Origin of the sequence: Stenotrophomonas acidaminiphila (assembly GCA_002951995.1) — a bacterium.
Taxonomy (GTDB): Bacteria; Pseudomonadota; Gammaproteobacteria; order Xanthomonadales; family Xanthomonadaceae; genus Stenotrophomonas; species Stenotrophomonas acidaminiphila_A.
This window is the reverse complement of record CP019797.1, coordinates 2,391,712-2,405,954: the sequence shown is the minus strand read 5'-3', so window position 1 is coordinate 2,405,954 and position 14,243 is coordinate 2,391,712. Positions and strand designations below refer to the sequence as shown.

At 69.3% G+C, this 14,243-nt stretch carries 11 protein-coding genes; 1 reads left to right on the top strand and 10 read right to left on the bottom strand.

Going from position 1 to position 14,243, the window contains the following annotated elements:
• Positions 1–23: 23 nt before the first annotated feature.
• Positions 24–620, bottom strand: a complete 597-nt coding sequence (locus B1L07_10745) for a methyltransferase (protein AUZ55482.1) — start codon at positions 618–620, stop codon at positions 24–26.
• A gap of 62 nt (positions 621–682) precedes the next feature.
• Here B1L07_10745 and B1L07_10740 point away from each other — a divergent pair, with 62 nt between their 5' ends.
• On the top strand, positions 683–1,138 hold the full coding sequence (locus B1L07_10740) for a hypothetical protein (protein AUZ55481.1): 456 nt from the start codon (positions 683–685) through the stop codon (positions 1,136–1,138).
• Between the two features lie 79 nt (positions 1,139–1,217).
• Here B1L07_10740 and B1L07_10735 read toward each other — a convergent pair whose 3' ends face one another.
• The 9 genes from B1L07_10735 to B1L07_10695 all read right to left on the bottom strand — a co-directional run bounded on the left by B1L07_10735 (position 1,218) and on the right by B1L07_10695 (position 14,239).
• A complete protein-coding gene (locus B1L07_10735; GenBank protein ID AUZ55480.1) occupies positions 1,218–2,177 on the bottom strand; it encodes an acetyl-CoA carboxylase carboxyltransferase subunit alpha in 960 nt (319 codons plus the stop codon).
• A gap of 76 nt (positions 2,178–2,253) precedes the next feature.
• Positions 2,254–5,844, bottom strand: coding sequence for a DNA polymerase III subunit alpha (locus tag B1L07_10730; GenBank protein AUZ55479.1), 3,591 nt, complete (start codon positions 5,842–5,844; stop codon positions 2,254–2,256).
• 88 nt (positions 5,845–5,932) lie between these two features.
• Positions 5,933–6,547, bottom strand: a complete 615-nt coding sequence (locus B1L07_10725; GenBank protein AUZ56555.1) for a ribonuclease HII — start codon at positions 6,545–6,547, stop codon at positions 5,933–5,935.
• Between the two features lie 17 nt (positions 6,548–6,564).
• Positions 6,565–7,755 carry a lipid-A-disaccharide synthase gene (locus B1L07_10720; GenBank protein AUZ56554.1) on the bottom strand — a complete coding sequence of 397 codons (1,191 nt, stop codon included), beginning with the start codon at positions 7,753–7,755 and terminating at the stop codon, positions 6,565–6,567.
• Positions 7,756–7,838: 83 nt separating this feature from the next.
• Positions 7,839–8,630, bottom strand: coding sequence for an acyl-[acyl-carrier-protein]--UDP-N-acetylglucosamine O-acyltransferase (locus B1L07_10715; GenBank protein ID AUZ55478.1), 792 nt, complete (start codon positions 8,628–8,630; stop codon positions 7,839–7,841).
• 19 nt (positions 8,631–8,649) lie between these two features.
• Positions 8,650–9,108, bottom strand: a complete 459-nt coding sequence (locus B1L07_10710; GenBank protein AUZ55477.1) for a 3-hydroxyacyl-[acyl-carrier-protein] dehydratase FabZ — start codon at positions 9,106–9,108, stop codon at positions 8,650–8,652.
• Complete coding sequence (locus B1L07_10705) at positions 9,105–10,127, bottom strand: UDP-3-O-(3-hydroxymyristoyl)glucosamine N-acyltransferase (protein ID AUZ55476.1); 1,023 nt, start codon at positions 10,125–10,127, stop codon at positions 9,105–9,107. The genes B1L07_10710 and B1L07_10705 overlap by 4 nt, the downstream gene beginning before the upstream one ends.
• Before the next feature lie 225 nt (positions 10,128–10,352).
• Complete coding sequence (locus B1L07_10700) at positions 10,353–12,818, bottom strand: outer membrane protein assembly factor BamA (protein ID AUZ55475.1); 2,466 nt, start codon at positions 12,816–12,818, stop codon at positions 10,353–10,355.
• A 71-nt stretch (positions 12,819–12,889) separates the two neighbouring features.
• Positions 12,890–14,239 (bottom strand): RIP metalloprotease RseP, encoded by a 1,350-nt coding sequence (locus tag B1L07_10695; GenBank protein ID AUZ55474.1) that lies wholly within the window; start codon positions 14,237–14,239, stop codon positions 12,890–12,892.
• Positions 14,240–14,243 lie beyond the last annotated feature (4 nt).

Genomic DNA, 14,243 nt, shown 5'->3' with positions numbered 1-14,243 from the left:
CGACGCGATGGCGTAGCGCGGGTTCAGCCGCCGCGCTCCAGCGCTGCCATGTCGTCGGCGCAGTGCGGCCCCAGCCAACAGTGCGAGCCGGCGGCGCGGAAGCCGGCCTGCGCCAGCTGGCGACGGTACCAGCGCGCCGGGCGCGCCTGGAATCCCTGGTGATCGCCATGGAACTCGTCGTCGGCGGTGAAGGTCTCCAGGAACGCCACGCCGCCGCACAGCTCGGCCAGCCCCGGCAGGCCCTGGCGCAGTTCGCGGCTGGGCACGTAGTGCATGACGTCGGCGCAGACCAGCAGGTCCACCGGCGCGCACGGGCGCAGCCACTGGAAATCACCGAAGCGGGCCAGGTGCAGGTTGCGGGTGCGGCCGTAGCGCTGCACGGCGTATTCGCTGCCGTCGAAGCCCATGTACTGCAGCTTCGGCCGCAGCTTGAGCAGCGGCGCGCGCCACGCACCTTCGCCGCAGCCGATGTCGAGCACGCTGCGGATCGGCCGCTCCAGGTAGTACTCGGCGGTGGCCACGGCTAGGTGCACCTTGCGTGCCAGCCGCGCCGGGCCGCCGATGTCGCCGCGGCGGTACCAGTGTTGGAAATAGGCGGCGTCGTAGTGCTTTTCCTGCATGTGCGTGTCGGCGGCGGATGGGCGAAAATGCGGCCATCCTACGCCGCCGATGGAGCCAGCGCATGCAGTCGTATTTCTGGGTGAAGACCTTCCACCTCGTGTTCGTGGTGGCGTGGATGGCCGCGGTGTTCTACCTGCCGCGGATCCTGGTCAACCTGGCCGAGGCCGCCGGCCAGGCGCAGGTCGGGCAGCGCCTGCAGCTGATGGGGCGGCGGCTGTACCGCTTCGGCCACGTCATGTTCGGCCTGGCCTTCGTGCTGGGGCTGGTGCTGTGGCTGGGCTACCGGGTGCTGCCGGATTTCCCGACCATGGTCGCGCCTGGCGCCGCCGGCTGGCTGCACGCCAAGCTCGGCCTGGTGGTGCTGCTGCTGGTGTATTTCATCTTCACCGGGCGCTGGCTCAAGGGCGTGGATGCCGGCCGCGCGCTGCCGTCGGCGCGCGCGCTGCGCTGGTTCAACGAACTGCCGCTGGTGCTGTTCATCGCCATCGTCTACCTGGTGCTGGCCAAGCCGTTCTGACCCGCCGGCACGCACACCGTGCTGAAAACGAAAAAGGCCGGCGGATGCCGGCCTTTTCGCGCGCGCCTCAGGAACCGGCTCAAGCGGCCTCGTAGGCACCATAGCCGCGCAGCCGCGCGTAGCGCTTGGCCAGCAGCGCGTCGACCGGCAGCTTTTCCAGCGCGTCCAGTTCGTTGAGCAGGACCGCCTTCAGGCGCCGGCCCATCTGCTTCGGGTTGCGGTGGGCGCCGCCGATCGGCTCGCGCACGACCTTGTCGATCAGGCCCAGTTGCTTGAGCCGCGGTGCGGTCATGCCCAGCTGCTCGGCCGCTTCCTTGTTCTTGCCGGCGTCCTTCCACAGGATCGAGGCGCAGCCTTCCGGGCTGATGGTCGAGTAGACGCTGTATTCCAGCATCACCGTGCGGTCGCCCACGCCCAGCGCCAGCGCGCCACCGGAGCCACCCTCGCCGATCACGGTGCAGATCACCGGCACCTTCAGTTCGGCCATTTCCATCAGGTTGCGGGCGATGGCCTCGGACTGGCCGCGCTCCTCGGCGTCGATGCCCGGCCAGGCGCCGGCGGTGTCGATCAGGGTCAGCACCGGCAGCCCGAAGCGTTCGGCCATCTTCATCAGCCGCAGCGCCTTGCGGTAGCCCTCGGGCTTGGGCATGCCGAAGTTGCGTTTGATCTTTTCCTTGGTGTCGCGGCCCTTCTGGTGGCCGATCAGCATCACCGGGCGGCCGCCGATGCGGGCCAGGCCGCCGACGATGGCCTTGTCGTCGGCGAACGCACGGTCGCCGGCCAGCTCCTGGAACTCGTCGCAGAAGATGCCGATGTAATCCAGGGTGTAGGGGCGCGAGGGGTGGCGTGCCACCTGCAGCACCTGCCAGGACGAGAGGTTGCGGAAGATCTGCGCGGTACGCAGGCGCAGCTTGTCCTGCAGTGCCCGGACCTCGGCCTCGACATTGACCGCCGGGCCCGCGCTGGCGCTGCGCAGCTCCTGGATCTTGGCTTCCAGATCGGCGATGGGCTGCTCGAAATCGAGGTAATTCGGGTTCATCGGAAACCGTCTTGAATGAAAGTGGGGAAGTGTAGCCGAACGCGTCGGGTGCACCCGTACGCGGCCGTCCGGACCTTCAGCTGGCCCAGGGCGGGCTGTAGGCGAGCTTGACCCGGCGCACCGCCGGGTCCTCGCGCAGGGCGTCGAGCAGCTGCGTGCTGACCCGCACCGCGCCGGCGCCGCCGAGGTCGAGCATGCCGGCCACGCCGCCGCCGTCCTTGCCCTTCAGCAGCAGGTCCAGGCGGATCGGGGTGCGCCCGGGGCGGTGCGTGGCCAGCAGCGGTTCGATGCGCTGCCATACCGGGCCGCCGCGGCCGTCCACGCGCAGCGACAGGCGCACCGCGTGGTCGGCGCACAGCTGCTCGAAATCCCAGCACTGGCGGATGCGCAGCGCGTAGCCGCCGTTGAATTCGTCCTCGCGCAGGCCGCCCTTGACCACCAGGATACGGTCCTTGGTCATCAGGTGGCCGAACTCGGCCAGGCCGTCGGAGAAGGCGCTGCACTCGACCCGGCCCTTGCCGTCCTCCAGCTGCACGAACACCTGGCTGTCGCCCTTGCGGCGCATGCCCACGACCATGCCGGCCAGGATCACCTGCGCTTCCTGGCGCCAGCCGCGTTTCTCGCCGTCGCGCGGCGGCGGGGCCGGTGCGACCAGCTTGTCCAGCGCGCCCAGGTCGGTGCCGACCAGCTCCCTGACGTCATCGGCATACGGGTCGAACGGATGCCCGCTGAGGTAGAAGCCCAGGGTCTCGCGTTCGCCGCCCAGCAGCTGCGCCACCGGCCATTCGCGGCTTTCCGGCAGGTCCAGCTGCGCGGCGGCGTTGACCGGATCGGGCGCGCCGAACAACGAGTTCTGGCCCGATGCCTTCTCGCGCGCCATCTGGTCGGTGGCCTTGAGCACCTCGGGCAGCTGCAGCATCAGCGAGGCGCGGTTGCGGCCAAGGCCGTCGAGCGCGCCGCACTGGATCATCGCTTCCAGGGTGCGGCGGTTGAGCTTGGCCGATTCCACCCGCGCGCAGAAATCCAGCAGCGTGGTGTACTCGCCGCCGCGCAGGCGCTCGGCCACCACCGCTTCGCAGGCGCCCTGGCCGACGCCCTTGATCGCGCCCAGGCCGTAGCGGATGGTGTCGGCCGAGGACGCCTCGAACATGTACGCCGATTCGTTGACCCGCGGCGGTTCCACGCGCAGGCCGAGGTTGCGCACCTCGGCCAGGAAGCCGACCACCTTGTCGGTGTTGTCCATGTCCGAGGACAGCGTCGCGGCCATGAACTCGGCCGGGTAGTGGCGCTTGAGCCAGGCGGTCTGGTAGCTGACCAGCGCGTAGGCGGCGGCGTGCGACTTGTTGAAGCCGTAGCCGGCGAACTTCTCCATCAGGTCGAAGATCTCGTCGGCCTTGGGGCCGTCGACGCCGCCCTTGGCCGCGCCCTCGCGGAAGATCTCGCGGTGCTTGGCCATTTCCGCCGGCACCTTCTTGCCCATCGCGCGGCGCAGCAGGTCGGCGCCGCCCAGCGAGTAGCCGCCGACGATCTGCGCCATCTGCATCACCTGCTCCTGGTACACCATGATGCCGTAGGTGTCCTTGAGGATGGCTTCGGTGCGCGGATCGGGATAGATGATCTCTTCCTGGCCGTGCTTGCGCGCGTTGAACGAGGGAATCAGGTCCATCGGGCCGGGGCGGTACAGCGACACCAGCGCGATCAGGTCCTCGAAGCGGTCCGGGCGCGCGTCCTTCAGCAGCCGGCGCATGCCCGAGGATTCGAACTGGAATACCGCGCCGGTGTTGCCGTTGGCGAAGATGTCCTTGTAGGTGGGCGCGTCGTCGAGCGGGATCGCGGCGATGTCCACCGGCGGGATGCCGGCGCGCGCATGGCGCTTGTTGATCGCCTTCACCGCCCAGTCGATGATGGTCAGCGTGCGCAGGCCGAGGAAGTCGAACTTCACCAGGCCCACTTCCTCCACGTCGTTCTTGTCGAACTGGGTGACCGGGTTCTTGCCCAGGCTGCCTTCGTCGTGTTCGGCGTACAGCGGACAGAACTCGGACAGCGGCTCGGGCCCGATGACCACGCCACCGGCGTGCTTGCCGGCGTTGCGGGTCAGGTCTTCCAGCTGCAGCGCCAGGTCGATCAGGTCGCGGACGTCGTCTTCGTTCTGGTAGCGCTGGATCAGCTCGGCCGAGGCCATTTCCGAATCCGGCCCTTCCTTGCCCTTGCCCAGCGCGTCCTTCAGGCCGATGCCCAGGATGTTGGGGATCAGCTTGGACACGCCGTCGACCAAACCGTACGGGAAGCCGAGCACACGCCCGGAATCGCGCACCACCGCCTTGGCGGCCATGGTGCCGTAGGTGATGATCTGGCTGACCCGCTCGCGGCCGTACTTGCGCGCGACGTAGTCGATCACCTCGTCGCGGCGGTCCATGCAGAAGTCGATGTCGAAGTCGGGCATCGACACGCGTTCCGGGTTGAGGAAGCGCTCGAACAGCAGGTTGTACGGCAGCGGATCCAGGTCGGTGATCTTCAGCGCCCAGGCCACCAGCGAGCCGGCGCCCGAACCACGCCCCGGGCCGATCGGGATGCCCTGGTTCTTGCCCCACTGGATGAAGTCGGCCACGATCAGGAAGTAGCCGGGAAAGCCCATCTTGATGATGGTGTGGAGCTCGAACTCGAGGCGCTCGAAGTAGTCCTCGCGGGTCTTGCCCGGCGCCAGCGGGTTCTTCTGCAGGCGTTCTTCCAGGCCGTCGCGCGACTGCTTCTGGATCCAGGTGTCCAGGGTCTCGTCGTCGGGCACCGGGTAGTTGGGCAGGAAGTAGGTGCCCAGCCGCATCTCCAGGTTGCAGCGCTGCGCCAGCGCCAGCGTGTTGTCGATGGCGTCGGGGATGTCGGCGAACAGCTCGCACATCTGTTCCGGCGACTTCAGGTACTGCTCGCGGCTGTACTCGCGCGGGCGCTTGGGGTCGTCGAGTACGCGCCCGGTGGAGATGCACACCCGCGCCTCGTGCGCGTCGAAGTCCTGCGGCGACAGGAAGCGCACGTCGTTGCTGGCGATCACCGGCAGGCCGCGCTGGCCGGCGGCCATCAGCGCGAACTGGTTGAAGGCTTCCTCGCCGTCACGACCGGTACGGGTCAGTTCCAGGTGCAGGCCATCGCCGAACACGCGCTGCCAGTCGGCCAGCTGCTGTTCGGCCAGGTCATGGCGGCCTTCGCCGGCCAGGCGCCCGGCCAGGCTCTGGCGCCCGGCCAGCGCGAACAGGTTGTGGCAGCCGTCCTTGAGCCATTGCGGGTGGATGGCGACGCCGCCCTCGGGGCGGTGGCCCTCCAGCCAGGCGCGGCTGAGCAGCCGCGACAGGCTCAGGTAGCCGTCGCGATCGCGGCACAACAGGGTCATGCGCCACGGGTCGTGGCCGTCCTCGGCGATCAGCACGTCGGCGCCGGCGATCGGCTTGATGCCCACGCCTTCGGCGGCCTTGTAGAACTTCACCAGCGCGAACATGTTGTTCAGGTCGGTGACCGCAAGCGCCGGCGCCTGCATTTCCACCGAACGGCTGAGGAGGTTGGCCTGCTTGGCCTTCTTCGGATCGGCCTGGTCCGGCTTGGCCGGGACGCGGATGGTGGAGTCCACCATCGAGAATTCGGTGTGGACGTGGAGGTGGACGAAGCGGGGAGTGCTCATGCCGGATCACTGCGGTGAACGGGCAGGGTAGCGGCGGGGGCGGGAGCGGACAAGGCTTGACGGGCGGCCAATGCACCCGGGGCCGTGGCTAGGCCACGGCCAGGGCGTCGCGCACCGGTGCGAAACTGCGGCGGTGCTCGGGGCACGGGCCATGCGCGCGCAGCGCGGCCAGGTGGGCCGGGGTGCCGTAGCCCTTGTGCTGGTCGAAGCCGTATTCGGGATGGCGCAGGTGCAGGTCCAGCATGTAGCGGTCGCGGCTGACCTTGGCCAGGATCGAGGCGGCCATGATCGCGCGGTCCAGGGCGTCGCCGCCGACCAGCGCCTCGGCCGGGCACGGCAGGCCCTTGGGCACCTTGTTGCCGTCGATGCGCGCGAACTGCGCCACGTGCGCCACGCCCTGCACGGCCCGGCGCATGCCCTGCATGGTGGCCTGGAAGATATTGATGCCGTCGATCTCGGCCACGTCCACCAGCACGATGCTGTAGGCCAGGGCGCGTTCGACGATGCGCTCGAAAAGCTGTTCGCGGCGCGCGGCGGTGAGTGCCTTGGAGTCGTCCAGGCCGTTGATGCGCGGCCGCTGCGGGTCGAACACCACCGCGGCCACGGCCACCGGGCCGGCCAGGGGGCCGCGTCCGGCCTCGTCGATGCCGGCATAGGGCAGGAGCCCGGGACCGGCGGCCGGGGCCGAGGGGAACAGCGGCAGGCTGCCGGTGTCGGCCTTCATCGCGGGTGCGCCTCGGGCTGCTGGCCGCCGGCTTCCGGACCCAGCAACTCCGCCACCGCGTCGGCGGCGCGTGCCGACGCGTCCTGTCGCAGCTCCAGGTGCAGGCGCCGGTAGTCGTCCTGCAGCCCCGGCACGTGGCCGGGATGCTGGAACCAGCGCAGCACGGCCGCGGCCAGGCGCTCCGGCGTGCAGTCGTGCTGGATCAGTTCCGGCGCCAGGTCGCGCCTGGCCAGCACGTTGGGCAGCGCGTAGCGGTCGACCTTGACCAGCTTCAGTGCGCGGGCGATGCGGTAGGTCAGCTCCGACACGCGGTAGCCAACCACCATCGGCCGCTTGACCAGCATGGTTTCCAGCGTGGCGGTACCCGACGCCAGCAGCACCACGTCGGCGGCGGTCAGCGCGTCGCGGGCCTGGCCGTCGAGCACGTGCAGGCGCGCGGCCGGCAGCGCCGAGGCGGCGATCTGCTGGTCGATCAGCTGCCGGCAGCGGGCATTGGCCGCCGGGACCACGATGTGCAGGCCGGGCATGCGCTCGGCCACCTGCCAGGCGGCCTCGAAGAACGCCGGGCCGAGCCGCCCGATCTCGCCCAGGCGACTGCCCGGCAGCACCGCCAGGATCGGCGCGGTGGCCGGCAGTGCGAGCCGGGTGCGGGCATCGGCGCGGTCGCTGTCCAATGGGATCGCATCGGCCATGGGGTGGCCGACGAAGCGTGCGTCCACGCCATGCCGCGCGTAGATCGGCGGCTCCATCGGGAACAGGCACAGCACCCGGTCGGCGCTGGCGCCGATCTTCTCGGCGCGCTTCTCGCGCCAGGCCCAGACCGAGGGGCTGACGTAGTGCACCGTGCGGATGCCGCGCTGCTTGAGCCAGCGTTCGACGCCGAGGTTGAAGTCGGGCGCGTCGATGCCGATGAACACGTCCGGGCGCCAGTCGAGCACGCGCTCGCGGAACGCGCGGCGCAGCTTCAGCAGGCGCGGCAGGTGGCGCAGGATCTCGGCCAGGCCCATCAGCGCCAGCTCGCTGGCATCGAACCAGGTCTGGCAGCCGGCGCCGCGCATGGCATCGCCGCCGATGCCGGCGAATTCGGCGTCGGGGAAGTGCCGGCGCAGTTCGGCGATGAGTCCGGCGCCGAGCTGGTCGCCGGAGGTTTCCCCGGCCACCAGCGCGATGCGCGGGCCGCGCGCCACGCGCTCACGGGCGACGGCGATGGGTGCCCCGTCGCCGCCGTCCCCGGGCCCTGCGTGCCCGTTCCCGGTGCTGCCTTCGGCGCTCATCGCTGCAGCGGACGGTCCGCGTGTTCGATGAAGTCCAGCATCTGCCGCACGTCGTCGCTGTCCCGCGCCTGCTCGGCCAGCTGCTGCTTGGCCTCGGCCAGCGGAATGCCGGCCACGTACAGGGTACGGTAGGCGCGCTTGATCGCGGCGATACGCGCGGTATCGAAGCCGCGGCGCTTGAGGCCTTCGCTGTTGATGCCGCGCGGACGGCCGTGGCCGTCGATGCCGACCATGGTGAACGGCGGGATGTCGCCGGTCACCAGCGCGCCCATGCCGAGGAAGGCGTGGTCGCCGATGCGGCAGAACTGGTGGGCGCCGGCAAAGCCGCTGATGATCACCCAGTTGCCGACGCTGACGTGGCCGGCCAGGGTGGTGTTGTTGGAGAACACGCAGTAGTCGCCGACCTGGCAGTCGTGGGCGACGTGGGTGTAGGCCAGCAGCCAGTTGTCGTTGCCGATGCGGGTGATGCCGCCGCCGCCGCCGGTGCCGCGGTTGACGGTGACGAACTCGCGGACCACGTTGCGGTCGCCGATCACCAGCTCGGTGCGCTCGCCGGCGTACTTCTTGTCCTGCGGCTCGCCGCCGATGGCGGCGTGGCCGATGAAGCGGTTGTCGCGGCCGATCCGGGTCGGGCCGTGGATGCTGCAGTGCGGGCCGACCACGGTGCCGGCGCCGATCTCGACGTCGGCGCCGATCAGGCAGAACGCGCCCACGCGGACGTCGTCGGCCAGCCGTGCCGACGGGTCGATGACCGCGGTGGGGTGGATCAGGGGGGCGCTGTCGTTCATGCGCGGGCTCCGGTCGGGATCATTCGCGGGTGCCGGCGCACAGCACCTCGGCATGCGCCACCACTTCGCCGTCCACCTTGGCCTCGCCGTAGTAGACGGCCATGTTGCGGATCACCCGCTTGACCTGCACGTGCAGCTCCAGCACGTCGCCGGGCACCACCTGCTTCATGAAGCGCACGTTGTCCACCTTGACCAGGTAGAACAGCTTGGACTGCGCGTCGCGGCCGAGGCTGAGCTGGGTCAGCACGCCGCCGGCCTGCGCCAGCGCCTCGATGATCAGCACCCCCGGCATGATCGGCTGGCCGGGGAAATGCCCCTGGAAGAACGGCTCGTTGATGGTGACGTTCTTGTGCGCGACGATCGTCCTTGCCTCGGTATCCAGCGCGACCACCTTGTCCACCAGCAGGAACGGGTAGCGGTGGGGGATCAGCGTGCGGATCGTGTTGACGTCGATGGGCAACGGCAGCGGTGAGTTCATTCCTTCTCCTTGCTCACAGCCAGGACCCGGCGCGCCAGGCTGTCCAGCTGCTTGAAGCGCGCGGCGTTCTTGCGCCACGTGCGGTTGTCGGTCAATGGGGTGCCGGACGAGTACTCGCCCGGTTCGGTAATGGAGTTGCGCACGACCGACTTGCCGGTGACGACCACGTGGTCGCAGATCTCCAGGTGGCCGACCACCCCGACCGCGCCGCCGAGCAGGCAGTAGCGGCCGATCCGGGCGCTGCCGGCGATGCCGGTGCAGCCGGCGATCGCGCTGTGCGCGCCGATGTGGCAGTTGTGGGCGATCTGCACCAGGTTGTCCAGGCGCACGTCTTCTTCCAGCACGGTGTCTTCCAGTGCGCCGCGGTCCACGCAGGTGTTGGCGCCGATCTCGCAGTCGTCGCCGATGCGCACCCCGCCCAGCTGCGGCACCTTGATCCAGTGGCCGGCGTCCATCGCCAGGCCGAAACCGTCGGCGCCGAGCACGGCGCCGGGGTGGATGCGCACGCGCTTGCCCAGGCGCACGCGGGTGACCAGGGTGACCCGGGCGACCAGCTCGCAGCCGGCGTCCAGCGAACAGTCCTCGCCGATGATGCTGCCGGCGCCGACGATGCAGTTCTCGCCGACCACGCTGCGCGCGCCGATGCTGACGAACGGGCCGATATGGGCGCTGGCGGCCACCCGCGCGGACGGGTCGATCACCGCGCTGGGATGGATGCCGGGCTCGCGCAGCGGCACCGCCTCGAACAGCGCGCCGATCTTGGCGAACGTGGTGTAGGGGTCCTTGGCGACCAGGGCGGTGCCGGGCGCGGCCTCGGCGTCGTCGGCGCGCAGCACCACGATGCCGGCCCTGCTCTCGGCCAGCTGCGCGCGGTAGCGCGGATTGGCCAGGAAGGTCAGTTGTCCGGGGCCGGCATGGGCCAGCGTGGCCACGCCGTGGATCGCGGTGGACGGATCGCCGTGCACCTGCAGCCCGAAACGGTCGGCCAGTTCCTGTGCGGTATGGGTCGGAGTATTCACGCCGGGAGTTTAGCGTCTGGAAGTGGCGCGGTCATGCGGCAGGTGGGGCACAGGCCGCGCGCAGGCCGGCTCGGCTTGGAACCGCCGGAATGATTCTGGAGAAGAGCCCCCTTGGTAAGGGGGTGCGCCGAAGGCGGGGGATCGGAAGGCCAGGGCGCGTCCCCAGGTTTCGCTCAGCGAAACCTGGGGTGCCCAAGGCGACGCCTTGGGCGCGCGGGCAGTTCCCTAGAACTGTCCGCCGAAGGTGAACTGCAGCCGCTCGATCTCGTCGCCTTCCTTCTTCTTGAGCGGGAAGGCATAGCTGATCGAGATCGGGCCGACCGGGGCGCGCCACAGCAGCGCGACACCGGCCGAGGCGCGCAGTTCGCCCGCGTCGAAGTTGTCGGTGCCGTTGTAGACGTTGCCGAAGTCGAGGAACGCCGACACGCGCGCCGACGGGCTGTCGAACAGCTTCGGGAAGTACGCCTCGACCGAGCCGACGGTCTTCAGCGAGCCGCCCAGCGGCTGGCCGCGGTAGTAGCCGCCGAAGATCTCCGAGCGCGGGCCCAGGGTGTTGTCGCGGAAGCCGCGCACCGAGTTGGTGCCGCCGGCGTAGAAGTTCTCGAAGAACGGCAGCCCCGACGCCTTGACCTGACGGTGCTTGGCGGTGGGGTTGGTGGCGCAGTCCACCACCTCGGTGGTGGCCGGCGTGCCCGGGACGGCCGGCTTGTCGCCATCGGCCGGGGTGCCGGGGACGGCGGGCGTCTCGAACCAGCAGATGTCGCGCACCTTGTCGTTGCCGTAGGAGTCGCCGTAGCCGAACTCGACGCGGGTGTTGATCACCAGCGACGGCATGATCGGCCAGTACTTGGAGATCTGGTAGCTGAGCTTGTAGTACTCGGCGGTGGAGCCGGGCAGGGTGGCTTCCAGGCCCAGGCGCTGGTAGGTGCCGCGGGTCGGCATGAAGTAGTCGTTGCGGGTGTCGCGCGCCCAGCCCAGCTCGGTGCGCCAGGAGTGGAACGTGCGCGTGCCCATCGCATCGATGTAGTCGATGATCGACTGCGGGGTGTAGCCGCTGTAAGTGGTGATCTGGTTGCTGTCGATGCCGAACATCAGCGAGAAGCTGTCGTTCTCGGTGATCGGCACGCCGAAGATCATCTGCGCCGAGCCGTTGGTGCTGTTGTACTGGGCGGTGTTGAAGTCCGAGTAGTCCAGCTCGCGCCAGGACAGGTTGTAGCCCAGCGAGACGCCGTCGTCGGTGAAGTACGGGTTCATGTACGAGAAGCCGTAGCGCTGCAGGTAGCTGCTGCGCGAGGCCTCGACCGACACGCGGTTGCCGCCGCCCAGGAAGTTGTTCTGCGACAGCTGCACCGAAGTGGTCATGCCGTAGGACTGCGAATAGCCCAGGCCGAACACGAAGCTGCCGGAGGTGGTTTCCTTGACGTTGTAGACCACGTCGACCTGGTCGTTGCTGCCGGTGACCGGCGAGGTCTCGACGTCGACCGATTCGAAGTAGCCCAGGCGCTGCAGGCGGATCTTGGAGCGGTCGATGGCGGCCTGCGAGTACCAGGCATTCTCGAACTGGCGCATCTCGCGGCGCAGCACCTCGTCGGCGGTGCGGGTGTTGCCCTTGAACACGATGCGGCGCACCGACACGCGCGGGCCAGGCACCACCTGCATGTTGACCGCCACCGTGCGCTCGGCGCGGTTGCTGGTCGGGATCGGGTTGACCTTGGCGAAGGCGTAGCCGATGTTGGACAGGGTGTTGGTGATCGCGTCGGCGCTGAACTCCAGCAGGCCGCGCGAGAACGTGTCGCCGGCCTTCTGGAACACCATGCGCTCGACCTCTTCCTGCGGCAGGATGGTGTCGCCGGTGACCTTGATCTCGGAGATCTTGTACTGCTCGCCCTCGGTCACCCCGGCGGTGATGAACATGTCGCGCTTGTCGGGGCTGATCGAGACCTGGGTCGAGTCGACGCTGAAATCGATGTAGCCGCGGTCCAAGTACCAGGAGTTGAGCTTCTCCAGGTCGCCGGAAAGCTTTTCCTTGGAATACTGGTCGTCGCGGCGGTACCACGAGGCCCAGTTGTGCTCCTTGGACTCCCAGGTATCGAGGATGTCGGCGGCCTCGAACTTCTCGGTGCCGACCAGGTTGACGTGGCGGATCTTGGCCGCCTTGCCTTCCTTGACCGCGATGGCCACGTCCACGCGGTTGCGGTCCAGCGGGCTCACCGTCGGGGTGATCTCGACGTTGTACTTGCCGCGGTCGTTGTACTGGCGGCGCAGCTCCTGAGTCACCCGGTCCAGGCTCAGGCGGTCGAAGGTGCCGCCCTCGCTCAGGCCGATGTCGGCCAGGCCCTTGAGCAGCTGCTCGCTCTTGATGTCCTTGTTGCCGGTGACCGTGAGCTTGTTGATCGCCGGGCGTTCCTTGACCGTGACCACCAGGATGTCGCCCTGGCGGTCCAGCTGCACGTCCTCGAAGAAGCCGGTCTTGTACAGGGCGCGGATGGTCTCGCCGACCTTGGCGTCGTCGACGCGGTCGCCGCGTTCCACCGGCAGGTAGGTGAAGACGGTACCGGATGAGATGCGCTGCAGGCCGTCCACGCGGATGTCGCTGGCGGTGAAGGGCTCGGCTGCCTGCGCGAGCGCGGGCGCGGCCAGACCGGCGGCGAGGGCGAGGGCAAGCAGGCGGCGATTGGGAAGTCGCGTCATGTCACGTCCGGTTGGAGTCGATTTCATTGTTGCGTGGGTGCCGGCGTATGACGACGTCAGCGGGAAAAAGTTCATCGCGGGAACAGCCCGAGGATGTCGTTGTAGAACGCCAGCCCCATCAGTCCGGCCAGCAGCGCCAGGCCGATATATTGCCCGGCGGCCATGGCGCGCTCGCTCAACGGGCTGCCCTTGAGCAACTCGATAAGGTAATACAGCAGGTGACCGCCGTCCAAGATCGGGATCGGCAGCAGGTTGATGATGCACAGGCTCAGCGACAGCAGGGCCAGGAAGTACAGGAACAAGTCCACCCCGCGCTCGGCCGAGGCATTGGCGACGCGGGCGATGGTGATCGGGCCGGAGATGTTCTTGACCGAGGCGTGCCCGGTCAGCATCCGCCGCATCATTCCCAGCGAGTCGCCGGCCAGGCGGCCGGCTTCGCGTACCGCGGCCGGCAGCGCCGCCAGCGGCCCGTACTGCTGGCGGGCGTCGTAGGCCGGCGCCTGGCCGGTGACGAAGCCCACCCCGAGCAGCCAGCGGCCGTCGCCCGGCGCCTTGCGCGGCAGCACTTCCAGGGCCATGCGCTGGCCGTCGCGTTCGACCTCGACCATGCCCGGGCCACCGCGCTCGCCCAGTTGCTGCACCAGCGGCGCGACCTGGTCGGCGCTCTCCACGCGCTGTCCGTCGATGGCCAGGATCAGGTCGCCGCGCTGCAGCTGGCCGCTGGCGGCCGAACCCTCGGCCACCGACTCGACCTGCGCCGGCTGCAGCATGAAGCGCCAGGCCAGCCCGGCCTGCTGCGGGACCGTGCGTTCGTCGAATCCGGCCGGCAGGGTGGACAGCGGCAGCACCCGGGTGTGCGGGGTGTCCAGCGCGTCCAGTACCCGCACGCGGGCGTCCTGGCGGTCCATCGCGGCCGTGGTCAGGGCCATGCTGGCCTCGGCCCAGGTCGCGACCGCCCGGCCGTCGATGTCGATGATGCGGTCGCCCGCCGCCAGCCCGGCGCTGGCGGCCATGCCGCTGCTGCGGCCGACGGTGGCCGAATAGTCCTGGCGGCCGATCACGAACATCGCCCACAGCAGCGCGATGCACAGCAGCAGGTTGGCGGCGGGGCCGGCGGCCACGATGGCGATGCGCTGCCAGACGCTCTTGTTGTTGAACGCCACGGCGCGCTCGCCGGCCGGCACTTCGACCTCGCGCTCGTCGAGCATCTTCACGTAGCCACCCAGGGGGATGGCGGCGATGACGAACTCGGTGCCGTTGCGGTTGCGCCGGCTCCACAGCGGGCGGCCGAAGCCGACCGAGAAGCGCAGCACCTTCACCCCGCAGCGGCGCGCCACCCAGTAGTGGCCGAACTCGTGGAAGGTCACCAGCACGCCGAGGCTGACGATCATCCACCACACGGAACCGAGGAAGTCAGCCATGGGC